Below are 18,734 nucleotides of genomic sequence, written 5' to 3' on the forward strand. Positions count from 1 at the left end.
GGTCGAGATCACCGAAGCGGTGCTGGCAGACTACCCCTATGCGCTGGAGAAGCGGCTGATCGAGCGCTATCCCGCCCGGGACTACAGCGTGCAATACAACGAATCCGACTTCGCCTTCCTCACCCGCCTGTGGCGGGAATGGGGCATCAGCTTTCATTTTCGCCATGACGACGGGCGCCATACCCTGGTACTGGCCGATCACAATGGCGCCTATACGCCATTCCAGCCCGATGACCCGGCCAGTGGCTATCACACCATTGCCTATTACCCACCTGACCATAAGACCGATGCAGAGTACCTGCACCACTTCAGCGATGCCGAGCAGCTGACCTCGGGCAGCTATGCCAGCCGCGATTACGACTACACCCGTCCCCGGGCCGAGCTTGCCGCCCGCAACGCCCAGCCTCGTAATACCGCCCATGCGGAGAACGAGGTCTACCAGTGGCGTACCGACCATGGCAGTGACTACAGCCAGCCCAATGCCGGCATGGACCGCGAGGCCAACCAGACCGAGCCGCAAGGTGAGCTCTTGGCCCGGCTGCGTATGGAAGCCCTGCGCCAGCCCGGTCACCGGGTGGCGGGCGAAGGCCATATCCGTGGTGTCGTGCCCGGCCATACCTTTACCCTCAAAGCGCATCCCAGAGCAAGGGCCAATCAGGAGTACCTGATCCTCAGCACTACCTTGTTGATCGAGAATGTGGGGGAAGAGACCGTCTCCTCTTCAGCTTCAACGGTGCGTGCCGCCATCGTGGATAGAGTCAGTGGCGCTATCGCGGGAGAACTCACCGGCACCTGGCGCATGGAGACCTACTTCAGCGGCCAGCCCAGCCGCGAAGTGCTGCGCCCCGATGTCCTGCTGCCGCATGCCCCCGGCCACAAGCCGCGCACCCATGGCCCGGAGACTGCACTGGTGACCGGCCCCACCGGCGACACCGCCGAGAGCAATCTCTACACCGACCAGTACGGCCGCATCAAGGTGCAGTTCCCCTGGGACCGCTATGGGCAGAAGAACCAGCACAGCAGTTGCTGGGTCCGGGTATCGCAAGCCTGGGCAGGCAACCAGCTGGGGGCCATGCACCTGCCACGCATAGGCGAAGAAGTGCTGATTGATTTCCTCGGCGGAGATCCGGATTTACCCGTATGTACCGGCCGTCTCTACAACCAGCTCAACCTGCCCCCGTGGCAGCTCCCGGCCCAGCAAGCCTTGAGCGGCATCCGCTCGCGCGAGCTCATCCCCGGTGGGGGCAATGGCGCTGCCGGGCGCAGCAATCACCTAATCCTCGATGACACCGATGGCAAGATTCAGCTACAGCTCAAGAGCGACCATGACAGCTCTTCCTTAAGCCTGGGGCATATCACCCGCATCGACGGCAATGCCGGACGACTGGATTACCGGGGTGAAGGACTGGAACTCCGCACCGATGGGCATGGCGCCATCCGCGCCAGACAAGGGCTTATCCTCACCACCGAAGCGAGACGAGAAGCCCAGAACCACCTCACCGGCCTCAGCGAAACCACGGCAAGACTAGAACAGGCACAAGCCCAGCATGCCGACCTGGGTCAGCTCGCAAGCCAGCACCAGGCACAGGACAGCGACGACCAGCCCAAAGTGAGCGAGCGGCTGCAGGGGCAGAATGACGGTATTACCGGCAACAACAGCAGCAACACCAGCAATACAAACACCGCCAGCAATTCAACCAACCCCGACACCGCCTTCCCCGAACTGCAGCAACCGCACCTGGTCATGGCAAGCCCCGCTGGCATTGCCAGCACCACCCCCGGCAGCACCCATCAGCACAGCGGTGAAGACCATGCCATTACCACGGGCAGCAATGTCAGTCTGAGTGCCAATCGCAGCCTCATCGCCAGTGTGCGGGAGGCGATACGGCTGTTTGCGTACAAGGCGGGCATCAAGCTCTTTTCGGCACAAGAGAGCATCGATATCCAGGCCCTCAAGCACAGCATCGACATGGTCGCCCATCTGGACATTCGCCACACCGCAGAAAACATCACCTTCACCGCCAAACAGGAAATCGTGGTGAACGCAGGCGGCAGCTACACCCGCTGGAGCGCCAGCGGCATTGAGAGCGGCACGGCGGGCAGCTGGAAAGTCCATGCCAACCAGCATGCGATGGAGGATACGCCCAGGACATTGCCGGTGGTGATGCCCCCGATTCTCACTGCCACACCTAACGCAAGCAGGCCTTTTTCATAATAACCTACGAGTCATTCCATGCTAATCAGCTACCCATTTCTCACCGAGTTCACGCATAGCGACGATAGCGAGACCGTCCGTTATGCCTTTAGCGGACAGTATCCCGTCACCTGTTTCATGGAGTGGCATAACGGCATCCACCTGATGGCGCCGGTGGAAGGCTACTACACAGGCTATGCGCCGTTGCGGGCGATTGCCGATGGCAGGGTGATCTACACGGTAGAGCCGGATGCCCGCTTTAGTCCAGATGCCCAACCTAATGAAAACCCCGACCACCCACAATACTACTCGGCCTACACCGGGAGCCCTGAGTGGACGGACAAGGGCATGGTGATCATCGAGCACACGGCAGAGATTGGGGCGAATGGCGATACACCTGTCAGCATCACGTTTTACAGCGTGTACATGCATATGAAGTCGCTGGCGGTAAAGCAGGGCCAGCCGATATACCGCAAGGACAAGCTCGGCGACGCCGGGCAGATCTATAATCATTATGGGCATGTGCATTTTGAAATCTGCATGGACGAGGCCAACCTGACCACGCTGCTGGGGCAAGCGCCGGATGCGCTGCCTGCGCTGGGCCAAGCGCCCACCCGCTGTGGGCGTACCGATGTGGTGTTTGGCAGCACCTATGTGTATTTGCCTGCGGGCACGCCGGTGCATACGCACCAGCCCACGACCCATCTCGCAACCCCGATGGGGGCCACACTATCCGCACCGCTGTGGGTGAAGCTGGATTACGAAGGGGATGCCCACCTCACCACATACCACGCCACGGGCGAGCATGCCGGGGAAGTGATTGGCACCCAGGTGGCGGAGCGCCGGGGCGAATATGAGCTGCATAAGGAAGCCGACAAGCGGCACAAGAGGCTTGCCGAAAGCCAGCAGGCGCAAAGCAGCCCCAGCGGCTGGTATGAGCTGCTGCGCTTTGGGCGGGTGCTGGGGTCAGACCCGCTGCCAGCGGGGGCTGAGCACTGGCGCTGCATTCATACGCCGCAGGGGCTGTTGTGGGCGAATCTGAATGCGCCGGGTACGTTTCAGTTTAGCGATGCCGATTTCCCCGCCATCATGGGATGGCAATGCATACAGGATGACGACAATCCCCTGGACCAGCGCTGCGATAGCGAGACCCTTCGCATGCTGTTTGCCCGCCAGCATGCACGCATGGCAGATCGCGAGCTGGCATTGGAGCGCACCGACGAAGGCTTGCGCAAGCTGGCAAGCCCGATACTCACCCCTTCAGACCGCCTGGCCGACAAACTCAAGCACCTGATCTGCAAGTTTCCCAGTGAGTTTGATCAAAGCAACTTCGAAGCCCGCTACGGCCATATCAAGGATTTGCCGCATTACAGAGACGATAAAACCGGCGATAGCTGGAAAGCGCTGAAAGCGCATATCAGGGCCCTGACCAGCCGCAATCTGCCCGATGCGTACACCAATGCAGAATGGCATTTCCACCCCATCGCCTTTATCCAGCACATGCGCAAATGCATGTGGCTGGGGGCGGCGGAGTTCAAGCAGCTGCTGCCTAGCCATGCGCTGCGGACCTTCACGTTCAAACAGCCCAATCGGCCCGATCGCTACCCGGTGGCATGGGAAGAAGTCGTGGGTTATGGCACTCGCAGAGGGGAGCCGAATGAGGTTGCCAAAATTATCAATAATCACCGCATCCCCCTCAACCGCGCCTTGCGCAAATACGGGTTGAACACTCCGCTGCGCATGGCCGCTTTCTTTGGCAATGCGGTACAGGAGACTTCATGGCTTAGTTCGTTTTCTGAGATCGGTGCCTCCAGCAAGTATTACCCCCCCTGGCATGGGCGCGGCTTTTTGCAGCTAACGAACCCGGCCAACTATTTTGATTACTGGCGCTTCCGCGGGCGCAAGGTGGATGCGGCGCTGGGGACAAGGCTACAGGCGGCCTTTGATGACATGTACAAGCACAAGGAGAAACAAGCGCTCAAACTGCTGAAAGATGAGAATTTCCCGGAAATTCCTCAGCAGATAAAAGACTGGCGGCGATGGGTTGAGGCAGACATCAAGCGGGGTGAAAGTCCACAAGAGGCCATGTTGGCCCCATCTGACAGCGCTGGCTGGTATGCGATTACCAAGGGACTCGTGGAATCCGCCGATGCGCCCCATGTGCTGGAGCGCCAGGAGGTGGCTACCGAGTCCGTCCGGAGAACCCCCGCAGGCGATGAGACTTACCCCACAGGCAGGCATGTTTATTACCGCAGCCAAGCCTTCTGGCGGGCATGCGCAAAAGTTAACCTGCCAGCAATTGCCACACGCACCGATTACTCCCGAATGAATGGCTTCGACTCCCGCTGCTCAGCCTATGGCGTAGCACTCGCCGTACTTAGCGAAATGCGACTTCCGGATGCAGAGGGCAAGCTAAGCATTGAATATCCTGAAGGCTATACGCCAAGGAGAGGCGCATGAGGCCTGTTATTCTGACATGGCTATTTTTAGCCTTCGCCCAATCTGCTATCGCGGCGCCAGAGCAACTTGAGCGCGTTGAAATCTCGCTTAAAGGTTGCCATATCGCCATGACGCTTCCTCTGGATAAAAATAGCAATCCGGCACCAGCCTCTGAGACATCAAAATATACGATAGGTGGATTTGGCGTAGAACCACTGCCTGCCAGCTGGAAGTCGAACATGGGGCGGATGTATTTTTCTCTTGAGTGCATGGATAAGAACGACCCCAATCTCATGCAACCTTCTGGAGTTCTTAACTCCACCACGAACACGTGGGGAAAAGACCCTGACTACATGCGCAGCTATCTGACCACCTCCACAGAAGCCTATGAGCGTAACAAAGCCGAGGAAATTATAGAAACTACGCAGGTTTACGATATTAAAGCCGTGAATGGCCATGGGTGGGCTGATACCTATGTCTATTTAATCGGCGATGAACAATATCGTCAACGTTCCATGAGTTTTTGTATTTTTCATGATTCAAAAGCGTTGTGTGGGAATGGCAAGGTGGCATACGTGAATGAGCCGCAGGGCGATCTTACGCAGCATGCTCTTGAAATTCTTCGCACCATTGAGTTTTTACCCGATGTGCCCGCCGCTCCGCCAGCCAAGCCTTAAACGCAGGGGGCTGAAGTGCGCCGATGCGCCCCATGTGCTGGAGCGCCAGGAGGTGGCTACCGAGGCCGTCCGGAGAACCCCCGCAGGCGATGAGACTTACCCCACAGGCAGGCATGTTTATTACCGCAGCCAAGCCTTCTGGCGGGCATGCGCAAAAGTTAACCTGCCAGCAATTGCCACCCGCACCGATTACTCCCGAATGAATGGCTTCGACTCCCGCTGCTCCGCCTATGGCGTAGCACTTGCCGTACTCACCGAAATGCGACTCCCGGATGCTGAGGGCAAGCTAAGCATTGAATATCCTGAAGGCTATACGCCAAGGAGACCTTAACTTGAAAAAACATCTTTCTTTGCTCGCTTTTCTGAGTGTTTCGTTTCCTGCAATAGCAAACGACAACACCCCTACTATTCGAGTTGAGACCAATCTGGGAAAGGGCTGCCATATTGCTGCAACTCTCCCTAAAGGTGAGCACAGCGGTATTGGAAGTTGGGAACAGCATCTAGGCGCATTTCATGTTGAGCCACTGCCCGCCAGCTGGAAGTCAAACATGGGGGAAATGTATTTTTCTCGTGAATGCATGGATAGCAACCATCCTGAGCTTATGCAACCTTCTGGAATTCTTAACCCTACCACGAAGAAGTGGGAAAAAGACCCTGATTACCTGCGCAGCTATCTGACCACATCTACAGACGCCCATGCGCGTGAAAAAATAGAGGAAATTATAGAAACTATGCAGGTTTACGATATTAAGGCCGTGAATGGCCATGGTTGGGCCGACACTCATATTTATTTGAACGGTGACCAGCAAACCCGGCAAGGCTACATGCGCTTTTGTATTTTTCATGCTTCAAAAGCCTTGTGTGGGCATGGCGCGGTGGGTTATGTGAGTATCCCTGACAGCGACCTCACCCAGCACGCAATAGAAATCCTTCGTACCATTGAGTTTCTGCCCGATGTGCCAGCTGCTGAACTAGTTAAGCCTTGACATTGAAAAACAAACGGAAAGCATGTTGCAACATGATGAATAGAAATGCCTGCTCAGGTCTCTTTTACTTATTTCTCTTGCTAGCCCCACTTCGCGTAAACGCACTGGATATTGATCCTATCGCGAGGTCCGAGATAGAGTCCCTTCCCCGTGTCCCAGACGAATCTCGGATGACAATCGGGAATTCACCTTATCGAACCTATCTTGTTCGATTAGGCGCTCGATTAGGATTTTTGGAGCGTTACGATATGCAGGGAACTCCGACATGGAGATCTCCTCCATTGCCCCTGTTCGGATGTGATATAGATTATGGCGGCGTTAGGCTGATATCAACACAAGGGCAAGGCGAACTGATTCTTTTTAATTTGTGTCCCAATACGCCTAGCCTTTTCATTACCTCAAGCAATGATCTGGGGGCGATCAGCCAAGACCGCCCCAATGAAGTAGAAATTTTAGATGGCGAAGAAGGACCGCTACTAGAGGGCCTTGGTCAGGCTATGCTCGCTGGCGACCTGCGAAATGGGAAAAAAGAGCTAGTACAGCCAACCAAACCATTTCATATCACTCCATTTTTCAAACCAGAGTCTAAAGACCTTAAGAATGCGATCGCCAAGCTAAGAACAAAGTCGCGATTAAATGATGATCTTGATGAATTGCGGCGAATATTCGGCTTGGTCGATTTCCGTAAGGCTGATCTCTCAATACGCGACGAAAATGATCTGGGCTACTTTCTTGCACGTGGCGGAACCTGCGCAGATATAAACGATGCGATTATTGTGTTGCGTCATACTTTGCAGAGAGCTCCTGATAGAGCATCAGCGCATTTAAATCTGGCCGATACCTATGCAACTGTACCCTCCGACCAGTGGCGTTGCACACTGAGACCAAGCAAGGAACTGGCGGTAGAACATTATCGCTATTATTGCGCCGCGCTTCTTCCCGTCAAGCCGCCACGACAAACCGCTAAGCGTGTGCTGAATTTCCTGCGCGAAGTTGGGGCTGTTGAGGCGGAAGCTGATTTGTCCAATCCCACCATAGCGATGTCTCAGGACGACTTGGATCTAGCTCCATTTGATACAGAATTCTGTCGACCACGGCTTAGCCTATTTGATGATCTCAAGGCGAACGATATCGAATCTTTCCGAGCGCATATTGCTGAACATCCAGAGGATATTGCCGAAAGTAGAAGGTATGACTACACAATCTTGAGGATGGCGCTAGCTTCGCATAACGGGCCTTTTGTTGAGACTTTGCTTGCTGCCGGTGCAATGCGCTTTGGTTTCGGGAAGACAGACGATTATTTTCATCCGCTGGTTTATGCAGTTTTTACTGGGCCGGACACTCTTGATGCAATGTTGGAGCATGGGCATTTTGACCAAAAGGATATGAATGAGGCTCTTATAAATGCCACTGAAATAAGGGCTTCATCACCAGAAGCTATAACGCGAAAAATTCGTATGATTAAGAGTTTGTTAAAGCATGGAGCGGATGTGCAAACTAGAGGCGTGATAGCGGCAGCAGCGTCGGCGTATGGTCCTTCGGAGCTCTTTTATCTTTTACGCGACGCTGGCGCACGTATCAACCTGCCAGACCATGATGGAACGAATGCGCTCTTTAGAGTAGGTCCATTCAATATGGTAGACACTGTAGCGACGATCAATGATCTTCTCGCGATGGGGGTGAGTGTCAATCATGTGGCCGATAATGGAATGACTCCCCTGACTCATCTATATGCTTGGACCAACAAGAACAGAGCCACAGTGCTGGCCTGCACCAAGATTTTGCTTAATCACGGGGCCGACCCCAATCTATCAGGGAATGATGAAACAGCTTTGACCATGGCGGCAAGGAGCGGATGGTTGGAACACGTCGAGTTGCTCCTCGCGAATGGCGCTCACCTACCGGAGGGGGGAGCAGCAGATAAATTGGTTGCACACATGCTTAGAGGGATTGCCTTCGGCGACTCAGAACCCGAGTATGACATCGAAGGTCACCGTTTTACCTACCGGACAATCCTCTTGCTACTGGGGAAACCTGTTCCACCCGTGCCAGTCGCTGAGCAAGTCAAGCCTTGAACACAGGGGGCTGGAGTCCGCCTGCACTCCATGTGCTGGAGCGCCAGGAGGTGGCTACCGAGGCCATCCGGAGAACCCCCGCAGGCGATGAGACTTACCCCACAGGCAGGCATGTTTATTACCGCAGCCAAGCCTTCTGGCGGGCATGCGCAAAAGTTAACCTGCCAGCAATTGCCACACGCACCGATTACTCCCGAATGAATGGCTTCGACTCCCGCTGCTCAGCCTATGGCGTAGCACTCGCCGTACTTAGCGAAATGCGACTTCCGGATGCTGAGGGCAAGCTAAGCATTGAATACCCTGAAGGCTATACGCCGAGGAGAGGATCATGAGGCCTGTTATGGATGCGTTTATCGTGGTGCGGCTGAAGCAGCTGGTGGTGTCCCACATGATCGAATTTGCCGATGACCTCCTGGACTGGAAAAGCCCCATGAAAGCCGAAGCCTGCTTTGGCCCCCGCTCTGAAAACCCACCAGTGCAGGGCACCCGGCTCGCCCGGCTGGGCGGCAAGCTCAATCCCTTTTACCCCATGCCCTATAGGCGCAAGGGCGCCATTGCCGCCGATGTAGCGATCCCCGATTACCGGCACGAGCCCCTCAGCAAAACCAACCTCTTCGGCATCGTCGAGATCAAGTTCCCCGGCGATACGATTCGGGATGAGCAGTTTGAGCGTTATGACGATTTAAACAAAGACTGCGCCAAAGCCAAGACCGCCCATGTGGGCAAAGCCCGCACACTGGAAGCCAAGGGCGTGACCAAGGGTGGGCGCGTCTCCCTGTTCCGCTACCCCTGGGACCGCATCCGGCAGAGGGACGGGGCAGATCAAGACACCCCATCCAAGAAGAAATCCAGAACCGTTAAACATTAATGAGCAGACTGCCATGAGCACAACCGAACTGTATTTATCTGATGAAGAAATTGCGCTGTTTATCAGTGAGACCAAAAAGCGACCGCAAACATTTTATGGGGATGGCGACGCCGATTACGGCCTCTGCCCCTTCATCACCCTCTACATCCTCCACAAGCCAGAAGACTTTGAGAACATGGCCCACCACATGATCGAGGTGCATGAACAACTGCTGGGCATGATCGATAGTCCGTATCGCATGATATACAAGTGGCGCACCCAGGTCTGGCTCAAGGCCGGTGACAAACGCTTGCCGACCAATCTGCATGCAGAGGTACAGGAGGCACTGCGGCAGGAGCGACCATTCTGGATTCAAGCCACCGACATGGAGAGCCGCATCTCTTCCGCCCGCTGGGCGATTCAGGCACGGGTCACCAACCATACCGAGATGCGCTACACCACGCTCAAGATCACCTTCCGCCATGCCTGGTATTTGCAGCACAAGGCCGAGTGGCACCGCTTTATGCACAAGTGGATCAGCATTCTGCAGCCTGACCAGTGCTACAGCGGCTTTGAAATCGGCTCCACCGCCAGTGGCGCCATGGGGTCTTATGAAGCCGAGGTCATGGAGCGCATCTGCACAGATTATTTCTATGGGCTGGATATCGATCATCCGGGAAAAATGGGCTACCACTATCGTGATGACGAGAGCGGCTGGGTGAATGTATCGGACCTGAGCGCAGGCCTGCGCACCCCCACCTGGTGCTTTCTGCTGTCGCCTTTCTGGCTGGAGAAGCTGGGTTTGACGGCCGATGCCCTTTATCAGGCATTGACCCCGCTGGGAGGGACGATTACCGCAATCCCCTACCCGCAGGGCAAGACCGCTTACTGGGTACAACTGGGTGAGCTGGCACTGCATCCGGTGGAAGATGGCATACCGCCGCTGCTGGCGGCCGCCAGCCGCCTGATACGCCCGGTGCGCTGTGACGATCTGCTGCTCTCCAGCCTTGACCCCTGGGATGATGACCCCAACCCCCGCTTTAACACCATAGACGGGCCACGCTGGATGGGGCGCTTTGATGACGACAGCGACTGGCCCACCCCGGAAAAACGACAGCCCCCGCAGACGCCCGCTGCCCCAGCGCGCAGCGCGACGCTGTCTGCCCTGCCAGGGGAGCCTTGTCCCAAAGAAGGGATATGGTTTGCCCCGCACCTGGGCATGCAAGAGGTGCGCATGCGGCAAGGCGAGCCTATGCCTGGCATGGATGAAACTGGACGATCAGGCAGTGTGATCTGGTATTGGCGAGGCTAAGGTTGCAAAAAAAAACCGCCCATCGGGCGGCGGGGCATTAACTACACTTAACGCCTCTGGAGGAAAGTAATCGACTAAACCTGCAAGCCTGAGCGCAGGTAATTCTGCGTGGTGGCACGTCCATTGGAACCATATATCTGCCCGGCAGAATGCTGGTTTTGCAGGGCACTCAAGAATTGCTGGTTACGGCTGAAGTGCTTGTTGATCAAGACACCGTTGACGCGATTCATTTCTTTTGCCTGCAGCAGCATTTTGTTGAACTTCATCCAGGCTTGCTGTATCTCGGCGGTCTTCTGCGCGACCAGCCAGTCGGCCATGCCTTTTTCGCTGCCTTCAAACCCATGCACGGCCAGTGCTTTGTAGCGATTTTGTACTACTGCACCCAGCTGATTCAGCAATTGCGCTTTTTCTGCCAGGATAGGCTCGATCTCGTCCATGTCTGCCTTGACCAGACTGGCTTGCTCTCGTGATAACAACACGATCAGCTGATTAACCAGTTGGGTGTCTTGCTCAAACGAGATACGTGCGCTCATGGTAGTCTCATGTTTTTACTGAAGTTAATAAATCTTTCACGCTCTGGATCAGGCCATCGGCAACCTTGCCGGAATCGACCTGAAACTGACCGTTGGTAATGGCGGTCTTGATCGCATCTACTGTATCGGCGTCATACACTGTCTGTGTCGCAATCTTGGCTTCCAGTGATTGCAGCTGGGAAGACAAAGGCGACAACGTCACACTTTCGGTGGCGGCAGCGCCAGACACGGAGGACGTTTGTGTTTTCTTACTGGTGCCGGAATCTACTTTCTCGGTCACCAATCCAGTGGTTTTCTGGATGGAGTCATTAATCTTCATGGTGTATTTCCCTCATGCATAAATGTGAGTGCGTAGCATCTTTATATAAGGCTGGTATCGGCAATGTTTTCTTAAACTTTAACATTGAACCGCAAGTTTGAAACAACCTTTGCATGCTGCACGTTCACATTGGATGGATTTCAAGACACCTGATTAAAAACTCACCTCAATCTTGCCACCATTGCGCGCAATGCCACTGACCACCTGACCATTGGCGACCTTGACCCTGACCAGTTGCCCATCGGTGGCATTATTAAGTGCATGGCCTTCGGCGCTGATGCTGAAGCCCTTGCCTCGCGTGATCAGCGTGACGGATTGGCCTTGCTGAACCACGGGCGATGCTTTCAGCATTTCCTGACGCAGCACGGTGCCGGCATTCATCGATATATTGACGATACGGCCAATGGCTTGCTCGGGATCGGTAAATATACCAGGGGGCAGTTGGGCCAGATCGCCACTTTCAAACAACAGGTCACCACTATCCACCACCCGGCCTTGTGCCAGAGGTGCCGCAGCCACCAGATATTGCCCCACGACATTCACCGTAGCCTGCATGTAGATGGTCCAGGCAGGCGCATTGCAGCGCACGCCGACATTGGTCTTGCCCCAGGCCCGGCTCCCCTGCGGCATGAAGACTTCCAGCGCAGGACATTTGGCGAGCTTGAGATTATTGTCTATGGCACCAGCAGACACGGTCACGCGACCAGGATAGCCAGCGGTCTGCACCGTCAGAAATTCTTCGACTTTCTTGCGGATAGAGGTGAGGTTCTGCGTCTGGTCGGTATTCGGCATCGCGTCAGCTTGGGCGAAAGCACTGCCAGCCAGGAGCAACAATCCTGTGCAGAATGCCAACAATTGCTTTACGATAGAATGACTTGCCATGATGCGTTCCTCGACTGCGGAGAAAGATACAGCCTGCATTCTACGTAGCCGGGACAAAAGCAAACGGTGGAAAAAGACGATATTTCCCCCTTTACTCCTCTAATTGAAGTTGACCGTCGCGCTCTACACTCGCCCTCATCATAGATAACGGCTGCTCTCAGTGAGAACTTGAGCCGGATCGAAACAGGAGGTCAGTACAAATGGACAGACTAGATGCAGCACTGGCATTTCACCAGTCAGCACTGCGCGTGCGTGCGCAGCGGCAGGAGCTGATTGCGGCCAATATTGCCAATGCAGATACTCCGAATTACAAGGCACGTGACGTCAACTTTACTGACGCCCTCAATAGCGCCCTGAGCGGTAATGAGACCACAAGTTCCAGCCTTGGCGTCAGCAAAACATCCAGCGCCCACCTCAGTGGCGACCCTACCAGCGTCGATTATGTGCCGACCGGCAAGCCCGGCGAGCCCATGTTTCGTCCCCTCATTCAGGGCAGCGTGGATGGCAACACGGTTGACATGGACGTCGAGCGCAACCAGTTTGCTGATAATGCGATCCGGTACGAAGCCAGCCTCAATATGATCAATGGGCAGATCAAGAAGCTGCTGTCGGCTATTCAGGGCCAATAGCCGCCAAATATAAGGAGCAATCATCATGTCTCTGTTTAATGTATTCAATATTTCCGGCTCGGCCATGAGTGCACAGTCACAACGACTGAACGCCGTCGCCAGTAATCTGGCCAACGCAGACAGCGCCACCAGCGCCAATGGCCAGCCATACAAGGCCAAGCAGGTGGTATTCAGCGCCACCCCCACCAACAACCCGGCAGTCAGCGGGGTCAAGGTACAACAGGTCATTGAAGACCCGTCACCGCCCAAAGTGGTTTACGATCCCAAGCACCCGGCTGCCAATGCCCAGGGCTACGTCACCATGCCGAATGTCAACGTTACCGAAGAAATGGTGAACATGATTTCGGCCTCGCGCTCTTATCAGAACAATGTGGAAACCATGAATGCTGCCAAGTCCATGTTGTTGAAAACACTCACCATCGGTCAATAATTCATTTACTAAGGACTCATCATGGCTACCGTGCAGACTGTATCATCCGACCTTCTTTCCACCATGAATGGCAGCACCACCACATCCAGCAGCTCTTCAGCGGATGATGTGCAAGACCGTTTCATGACCCTGCTGATCGCGCAGATGAAAAATCAGGATCCGCTTAATCCTATGGACAATGCGGAAGTCACGAGTCAGATGGCACAGCTTTCCACGGTGACGGGTATTGAGAAACTGAATACCACGCTGGAAGGTCTGATCAGCGATTCGCAATCAGCCCAGACGTATGAGGCTGCCAATATGATCGGTCACTACGTGCTGACTGAAGGCAACACGATGACACTGAGCGAAGGCAGCGCCTATTTTGGTGTAAACCTGCCCGATGGCGCCGACAGTGGCACCCTGACCATCAAGGATGCCAACGGCAACACCGTGCGCGAGATCGAGTTCGGAACACAGGATGCCGGCGTGATGCCGCTGAGCTGGGATGGCTACTCCAACGATGGCAGCACGGCAGCCGATGGCACCTACACCTTTGAGATCAGCGCAACGGTGGCCGGAACCAAGGTCACGGCAACCCCTCTGGCCTATGACAAAGTGTTGAGCGTATCCAACACCACCAGCGGTATCAAACTTAACCTCAGCACTCTCGACGCTATCGGCATTGATGACGTCGTTGAAGTCTATTAATCCCCAGCCCATACCACCAAGGAGATTGCGATGAGTTTTCAACAAGGATTAAGCGGCCTGAACGCTGCTGCAAAGAGTCTGGATGTAATCGGCAATAATGTCTCGAACGCCAATACGGTAGGCTTCAAGCAGTCCCGCGCCGAGTTCGCTGACGTATACGCCACCGCACTGAATGGTTCCGGCGCATCCAGCGCGGGTATCGGTGTCAAGGTAGCCGAGATTCAGCGCCTGTTCACCCAGGGCAACATCACCACCACGGAAAACCCGCTGGACATCGCCATCAACGGGAATGGGTTTTTCCGCATCAGCAATGACGGTGCCATTACCTACACACGCAACGGTCAGTTCCAGCTGGACAAGGCAGGTTACATCGTCACCTCCAGTGGCGAGAATCTGACGGGCTATGTGGCAGACAGCAACGGCGCCTTGGGAACCACACTCACCGACATTCAGATCAACACGGCCGACCTTGCGCCACAGGCAACCACCTCGGTGGAAGAAGTGATGAACCTGGACTCGACCTCCGACATTCTGGACATTGCCGATTTCGACCCGGATGATCCCAGCACCTACACACAAGTGGTGCCGATCAGCGTATATGACAGCCAGGGCAACTCGCACACACTGCAGTCCTACATGATCAAGACCGCTGATAACACCTGGGAAGTCCGCACCACCGCCGATGGCGACAACAGCACCTTTGTCGGCAGTTCCACCCTCACCTTCAGCGATGCAGGTGTGCTGACCGGGACCTCCACACAAACGGTCGCCTTCGACCCGGCAAGTGGCGCCGCCATGAGCATCACCCTGGACTTTGCGGGCACCACCCAGTTCGGTTCAGATTACAGTCTGAACAGCCAGGTACAGGACGGCTATGCCTCCGGCCGCTTGTCCAGCTTCAGCGTATCCACTGATGGCACCATCATTGGTCGCTACACCAATGGCCAGGCCAAGTCGCTCGGCCAGGTAGTGCTCGCCAAGTTTGCCAATCCGAATGGCCTGTCGGCACTGGGGAACAACCAGTATGCAGAAACCACCGATTCCGGCGTCCCCGTGATTGGTGTCGCAGGCACCAGTGGCCTCGGACAAATGCAGTCCTCCGCCACTGAGGATTCCAACGTGGACCTGACGTCCGAACTGGTGAACATGATTACCGCGCAACGCTACTATCAGGCCAACGCGCAAACCATCAAGACGCAGGATCAGGTCTTGCAGACGCTGGTCAACCTGCGTTAAGCACTGAGCCCGGGCTGAAGCCGTAAAGGAGATACCATATGGACCGCATGATTTACACCGCGATGTCAGGCGCCAAGCATATTCTGGAGCAGCAGGCGACCACGGCGCACAATCTGGCCAATGCGACCTCTACCGGCTTCAAGGCCCAGGTGGATTCTTTCCGCGCTGTGCCAATTGTCAGCGATGGCCTGCCAACCCGGGCCTTCGTGATTGACACCACCGTTGCCACCGACTTCACGCCTGGCACCATTATCGGCACCTCGCGCGATCTGGATGTTGCGATTCAGGGTAAAGGCTGGCTGGCGGTGCAACGGCTGGATGGCAGCGAGGCTTACACCCGCAATGGCTCGCTCAAGGTTAATGAAAACGGCATCTTGCAGACCGCAGATGGCTTGACCGTGCTGGGCGATGGCGGCCCCATCACCATTCCACCCGACGAAAGAATCGCGATTGCCAAGGATGGCACGGTCTCGACCATTTCACGTGTCACCGTGCCCAGCCCGACCAATATCGTCGGCCGCATCAAACTGGTCAACCCCGCTGAAAGCACGCTGGTGCGCGGGACCGATGGCTTGTTCAGTACGCAGAACGGCCAGCCGGCGCAGGCCGACACGACGGTTCAGCTGACCAGTGGCGCGCTGGAAGGCAGCAATGTCAATGTGGTGGATGCCATGGTCAACATGATCAGCCTGGCCCGCCAGTTCGAAACGCAAATGAAATTGCTGGAGAACGCCGAGAATAACGCCAATAAAGCCAGTCAACTCTTCAGTTTGAGTTGATCTGACTTACGTTAACATGCAGTCATACCAACGCCCGTTTATGGATTTCGGGCACGAGAGGACATCATCATGATACGCTCACTGTGGATTTCCAAGACCGGCCTGGATGCGCAACAAACGCAAATGGACGTGATCTCCAACAATCTGGCCAACGTCAGCACCAACGGCTTCAAGCGCTCACGCGCCGTATTCGAGGATCTGCTCTATCAGAACATCCGCCAGCCAGGTGCGCAGTCTTCCCAGCAAACCCAATTGCCTTCCGGCATGCAGCTGGGTACCGGGGTAAAACCGGTCGCCACTGAGCGCATTTTCAGTCAGGGCAACCTGCAGCAGACCGAAAACGCCAAGGATCTCGCCATCAATGGCGAAGGCTTCTTCCAGGTACTGCTGCCTGATGGCTCCACCGCCTACACGCGTGATGGTTCCTTTCAGGTAGACAGCCAGGGACAGATGGTGACCGCCAGCGGCTACACCATCCAGCCTGCCATCACCATTCCGGCCAATGCACAGAGCATTACGGTCGGCCGCGATGGCACGGTTTCCGTCACCCTGCCCAATTCGACCTCCACCACCCAGATCGGCACCATCCAGCTGGCCACCTTTATCAACCCGGCCGGTTTGCAAGCCAAGGGGGAAAACCTGTATGTCGAAACATCGGCTTCAGGCACGGCCAGCACCAATACGCCGGGCGCAAATGGCGCGGGCGTACTGAATCAAGGCTACGTGGAAACATCCAACGTGAACGTCGTTGAGGAACTGGTCAGCATGATCCAGACCCAGCGCGCTTACGAAATCAACAGCAAGGCCATCACCACATCTGACCAGATGCTGCAAAGGCTGTCGCAGCTATAGTCATGGCAAGGCCGGGAGTTTGAACATGCTTAAGATCATTCGCCATTGTGCAAACCATCTCAAGCCCGTGGCACTGGGGCTCGCGGCAGCATGCACGCTCATGCTGGGCGCCTGCACGCCGACATCCATCACCCAAGGCCCCTTGACCACCAAGCCTTACCCGGCATCGGCGCGTCAGCCCACCAATGGTGCCATCTACAATGTCGCCGCTTACCGTCCGCTGTTTGAGGACCGTCGTGCCCGCCTGATTGGCGATACGCTGATGATCAACATTGCAGAAAACACCTCGGCCACCAAAAGCAATGCCAGCTCTGCCAGCAAAACCGGCAGCGTAAATTCCTCGGTCACCGCCTCATTTGGCAGCCCGGTGCCACGTGCTGCATTCAACAGCGCATCTGACATCGCGTTTGACGATGCCGCCGCCGCCAATGCCAGCAATATCTTTACCGGCTCGATTGCAGTCACGGTGCTTGATGTTCTGCCGAATGGCTATCTGGTCGTCGGTGGTGAAAAACAGGTGGCGCTGGATAAAGGCACCGAGTTTGTGCGTATTTCCGGTGTGGTGAACCCGGACACCATCAGTGCCAGCAACACCGTACCATCGACGCGCGTCGCCGATGCCCGTATCGAATACCGCACCAACAGCCGTGTGGATGCCGCTCTGGTGACGTCCATCCTGTCACGCTTTTTCCTGAGCTTTATCCCGCTGTGAGAACGCCATCATGATCACGCTTGCACCTAAACGCCACCTGAATATTCTGCTGATCACGCTTCTGGCAGCGGCTGGCATGGGCTTGAGCCTGCCGGTGGAAGCAGAGCGCCTGAAAGACCTGGCAACCATCCAGGGCGTGCGCTCCAACCAGTTGATCGGCTACAGCCTGGTCGTGGGTCTGGATGGCACCGGTGACCAGACCACGCAAACCCCGTTTACCGTACAAAGCTTGATCAGCATGCTGCAAGGCATGGGCGTGACGCTGCCACAGGGCACCAACCTGCAATTGAAAAACGTCGCCGCCGTCATGGTCACCGCCACCCTACCCCCCTTTGCCCAGCCAGGGCAGGCACTGGATGTCACCGTATCGTCCATGGGTAATGCCAAGAGCCTGCGCGGCGGCACACTGCTGATGACACCGCTGAAAGGCGCTGACAATCAGGTGTACGCCATGGCCCAGGGCAACCTGGTGGTGGGCGGCGTCGGTGCGTCGGCGAATGGCAGCCAGACCCAGATCAACCACCTGGGCGTCGGCCGTATCTCGGCTGGTGCCACCGTGGAACGGGCGGTTCCGGTCGCGCTGAATCAGGGCACCGGCATTAACCTGGAATTGAAAGACGCGGATTTTTCCACCGCCAGCAAGGTGGTCGACGCCATCAACCAGCGCTTTGGCACCGGCACGGCCGCCGCGCAGGATGGACGCGTCATTCGTGTCAATGCCCCAGTCGACAGCAACCGCGTGAGCTTTCTGGCTGCGCTGGAATCGATTACCGTCAACCCGGCCGAATCTTCCGCCAAGGTGATTCTGAACGCCCGTACCGGCTCGGTGGTGATGAACCGCTCGGTATCATTGGAAGACTGCGCCGTGTCTCATGGCAATCTTTCTGTCGTGATCAACACCGCCCCTGTCATCAGTCAGCCCGGCGCACTTTCCGGCGGGCAGACCGTCAGCACCGCCCGCTCGGAAATTTCCATCGAAAAAGAACCAGGCAAAGTCCTGAAGCTGGATGGCGGGGCATCGCTATCCGACGTGATCAAGGCCCTGAATGCCATCGGCGCGACCCCGCAGGATCTGCTCGCCATCCTGCAGGCCATGAAGTCCGCTGGCGCCTTGCGCGCAGAACTCGAAGTGATCTAGGCGA

Annotated in this window: 20 protein-coding genes; 17 read left to right on the forward strand and 3 right to left on the reverse strand. The window is 56.1% G+C overall.

Annotated elements, in window-relative coordinates; translation table 11 throughout:
• The 9 genes from LG203_RS09640 to LG203_RS09680 all read left to right on the forward strand — a co-directional run.
• Positions 1 to 2,215 (forward strand): type VI secretion system Vgr family protein (locus LG203_RS09640; RefSeq protein ID WP_230345572.1); only part of this gene is annotated, 2,215 nt, incomplete at its 5' end.
• A gap of 18 nt (positions 2,216 to 2,233) precedes the next feature.
• Complete coding sequence (locus LG203_RS09645) at positions 2,234 to 4,654, forward strand: M23 family metallopeptidase (protein ID WP_230345573.1); 2,421 nt, start codon at positions 2,234 to 2,236, stop codon at positions 4,652 to 4,654.
• On the forward strand, positions 4,651 to 5,310 hold the full coding sequence (locus tag LG203_RS09650) for a hypothetical protein (RefSeq protein WP_230345574.1): 660 nt from the start codon (positions 4,651 to 4,653) through the stop codon (positions 5,308 to 5,310). Before LG203_RS09645 ends, LG203_RS09650 begins: the two co-directional genes overlap by 4 nt.
• Positions 5,279 to 5,641 (forward strand): hypothetical protein, encoded by a 363-nt coding sequence (locus LG203_RS09655; protein WP_230345575.1) that lies wholly within the window; start codon positions 5,279 to 5,281, stop codon positions 5,639 to 5,641. The genes LG203_RS09650 and LG203_RS09655 overlap by 32 nt, the downstream gene beginning before the upstream one ends.
• A gap of 1 nt (position 5,642) precedes the next feature.
• On the forward strand, positions 5,643 to 6,296 hold the full coding sequence (locus LG203_RS09660) for a hypothetical protein (RefSeq protein ID WP_230345576.1): 654 nt from the start codon (positions 5,643 to 5,645) through the stop codon (positions 6,294 to 6,296).
• Between the two features lie 233 nt (positions 6,297 to 6,529).
• Positions 6,530 to 8,371: an ankyrin repeat domain-containing protein gene (locus LG203_RS09665; protein WP_230345577.1), complete on the forward strand. Its 1,842-nt coding sequence runs from the start codon at positions 6,530 to 6,532 to the stop codon at positions 8,369 to 8,371.
• Positions 8,368 to 8,703: a hypothetical protein gene (locus LG203_RS09670; protein WP_230345578.1), complete on the forward strand. Its 336-nt coding sequence runs from the start codon at positions 8,368 to 8,370 to the stop codon at positions 8,701 to 8,703. The genes LG203_RS09665 and LG203_RS09670 overlap by 4 nt, the downstream gene beginning before the upstream one ends.
• A complete protein-coding gene (locus tag LG203_RS09675) occupies positions 8,700 to 9,239 on the forward strand; it encodes a hypothetical protein (protein WP_230345579.1) in 540 nt (179 codons plus the stop codon). The genes LG203_RS09670 and LG203_RS09675 overlap by 4 nt, the downstream gene beginning before the upstream one ends.
• A 13-nt stretch (positions 9,240 to 9,252) precedes the next feature.
• Positions 9,253 to 10,530 carry a DUF3396 domain-containing protein gene (locus tag LG203_RS09680; protein ID WP_230345580.1) on the forward strand — a complete coding sequence of 426 codons (1,278 nt, stop codon included), beginning with the start codon at positions 9,253 to 9,255 and terminating at the stop codon, positions 10,528 to 10,530.
• A 74-nt stretch (positions 10,531 to 10,604) separates the two neighbouring features.
• Here LG203_RS09680 and LG203_RS09685 read toward each other — a convergent pair whose 3' ends face one another.
• The 3 genes from LG203_RS09685 to flgA form a co-directional block, all read right to left on the reverse strand.
• Positions 10,605 to 11,063, reverse strand: coding sequence for a flagella synthesis protein FlgN (locus LG203_RS09685; RefSeq protein WP_230345581.1), 459 nt, complete (start codon positions 11,061 to 11,063; stop codon positions 10,605 to 10,607).
• Between the two features lie 7 nt (positions 11,064 to 11,070).
• Positions 11,071 to 11,382, reverse strand: a complete 312-nt coding sequence (flgM, locus tag LG203_RS09690) for a flagellar biosynthesis anti-sigma factor FlgM (protein WP_230345582.1) — start codon at positions 11,380 to 11,382, stop codon at positions 11,071 to 11,073.
• A gap of 153 nt (positions 11,383 to 11,535) precedes the next feature.
• Entirely contained in the window at positions 11,536 to 12,264 is a 729-nt protein-coding gene (flgA, locus tag LG203_RS09695) for a flagellar basal body P-ring formation chaperone FlgA (protein WP_230345583.1), read from the reverse strand.
• Between the two features lie 200 nt (positions 12,265 to 12,464).
• Here flgA and flgB point away from each other — a divergent pair, with 200 nt between their 5' ends.
• The 8 genes from flgB to LG203_RS09735 all read left to right on the forward strand — a co-directional run bounded on the left by flgB (position 12,465) and on the right by LG203_RS09735 (position 18,730).
• Positions 12,465 to 12,893 carry a flagellar basal body rod protein FlgB gene (flgB, locus tag LG203_RS09700; protein ID WP_230345584.1) on the forward strand — a complete coding sequence of 143 codons (429 nt, stop codon included), beginning with the start codon at positions 12,465 to 12,467 and terminating at the stop codon, positions 12,891 to 12,893.
• A gap of 25 nt (positions 12,894 to 12,918) precedes the next feature.
• Positions 12,919 to 13,323: a flagellar basal body rod protein FlgC gene (flgC, locus tag LG203_RS09705; protein ID WP_230345585.1), complete on the forward strand. Its 405-nt coding sequence runs from the start codon at positions 12,919 to 12,921 to the stop codon at positions 13,321 to 13,323.
• Between the two features lie 21 nt (positions 13,324 to 13,344).
• Entirely contained in the window at positions 13,345 to 14,013 is a 669-nt protein-coding gene (locus tag LG203_RS09710) for a flagellar hook assembly protein FlgD (protein WP_230345586.1), read from the forward strand.
• Positions 14,014 to 14,043: 30 nt separating this feature from the next.
• On the forward strand, positions 14,044 to 15,249 hold the full coding sequence (flgE, locus tag LG203_RS09715) for a flagellar hook protein FlgE (RefSeq protein WP_230345587.1): 1,206 nt from the start codon (positions 14,044 to 14,046) through the stop codon (positions 15,247 to 15,249).
• A gap of 38 nt (positions 15,250 to 15,287) precedes the next feature.
• Positions 15,288 to 16,028, forward strand: a complete 741-nt coding sequence (flgF, locus tag LG203_RS09720; protein WP_230345588.1) for a flagellar basal-body rod protein FlgF — start codon at positions 15,288 to 15,290, stop codon at positions 16,026 to 16,028.
• A gap of 69 nt (positions 16,029 to 16,097) precedes the next feature.
• Entirely contained in the window at positions 16,098 to 16,880 is a 783-nt protein-coding gene (gene flgG, locus LG203_RS09725; protein WP_230345589.1) for a flagellar basal-body rod protein FlgG, read from the forward strand.
• Positions 16,881 to 16,905: 25 nt separating this feature from the next.
• Entirely contained in the window at positions 16,906 to 17,592 is a 687-nt protein-coding gene (locus LG203_RS09730) for a flagellar basal body L-ring protein FlgH (protein ID WP_230345590.1), read from the forward strand.
• A gap of 10 nt (positions 17,593 to 17,602) precedes the next feature.
• A complete protein-coding gene (locus LG203_RS09735) occupies positions 17,603 to 18,730 on the forward strand; it encodes a flagellar basal body P-ring protein FlgI (protein ID WP_328486881.1) in 1,128 nt (375 codons plus the stop codon).
• Positions 18,731 to 18,734 lie beyond the last annotated feature (4 nt).

Origin of the sequence: Methylovorus mays (genome assembly GCF_020531915.1) — a bacterium.
GTDB classification, from domain to species: Bacteria; Pseudomonadota; Gammaproteobacteria; order Burkholderiales; family Methylophilaceae; genus Methylovorus; species Methylovorus mays.

Bases quoted from the DNA above. Each gene is read 5' to 3' on its own strand.
- LG203_RS09645 (WP_230345573.1), top strand. From the start codon at position 2,234: ATGCTAATCAGCTACCCATTTCTCACCGAGTTCACGCATAGCGACGAT.
- LG203_RS09650 (WP_230345574.1), top strand. From the start codon at position 4,651: ATGAGGCCTGTTATTCTGACATGGCTATTTTTAGCCTTCGCCCAATCT.
- LG203_RS09655 (WP_230345575.1), top strand. From the start codon at position 5,279: ATGTGCCCGCCGCTCCGCCAGCCAAGCCTTAAACGCAGGGGGCTGAAG.
- LG203_RS09675 (WP_230345579.1), top strand. From the start codon at position 8,700: ATGAGGCCTGTTATGGATGCGTTTATCGTGGTGCGGCTGAAGCAGCTG.
- LG203_RS09680 (WP_230345580.1), top strand. From the start codon at position 9,253: ATGAGCACAACCGAACTGTATTTATCTGATGAAGAAATTGCGCTGTTT.
- LG203_RS09685 (WP_230345581.1), bottom strand. From the start codon at position 11,063: ATGAGCGCACGTATCTCGTTTGAGCAAGACACCCAACTGGTTAATCAG.
- flgM (WP_230345582.1), bottom strand. From the start codon at position 11,382: ATGAAGATTAATGACTCCATCCAGAAAACCACTGGATTGGTGACCGAG.
- flgA (WP_230345583.1), bottom strand. From the start codon at position 12,264: ATGGCAAGTCATTCTATCGTAAAGCAATTGTTGGCATTCTGCACAGGA.
- flgB (WP_230345584.1), top strand. From the start codon at position 12,465: ATGGACAGACTAGATGCAGCACTGGCATTTCACCAGTCAGCACTGCGC.
- flgC (WP_230345585.1), top strand. From the start codon at position 12,919: ATGTCTCTGTTTAATGTATTCAATATTTCCGGCTCGGCCATGAGTGCA.
- LG203_RS09710 (WP_230345586.1), top strand. From the start codon at position 13,345: ATGGCTACCGTGCAGACTGTATCATCCGACCTTCTTTCCACCATGAAT.
- flgE (WP_230345587.1), top strand. From the start codon at position 14,044: ATGAGTTTTCAACAAGGATTAAGCGGCCTGAACGCTGCTGCAAAGAGT.
- flgF (WP_230345588.1), top strand. From the start codon at position 15,288: ATGGACCGCATGATTTACACCGCGATGTCAGGCGCCAAGCATATTCTG.
- flgG (WP_230345589.1), top strand. From the start codon at position 16,098: ATGATACGCTCACTGTGGATTTCCAAGACCGGCCTGGATGCGCAACAA.
- LG203_RS09730 (WP_230345590.1), top strand. From the start codon at position 16,906: ATGCTTAAGATCATTCGCCATTGTGCAAACCATCTCAAGCCCGTGGCA.
- LG203_RS09735 (WP_328486881.1), top strand. From the start codon at position 17,603: ATGATCACGCTTGCACCTAAACGCCACCTGAATATTCTGCTGATCACG.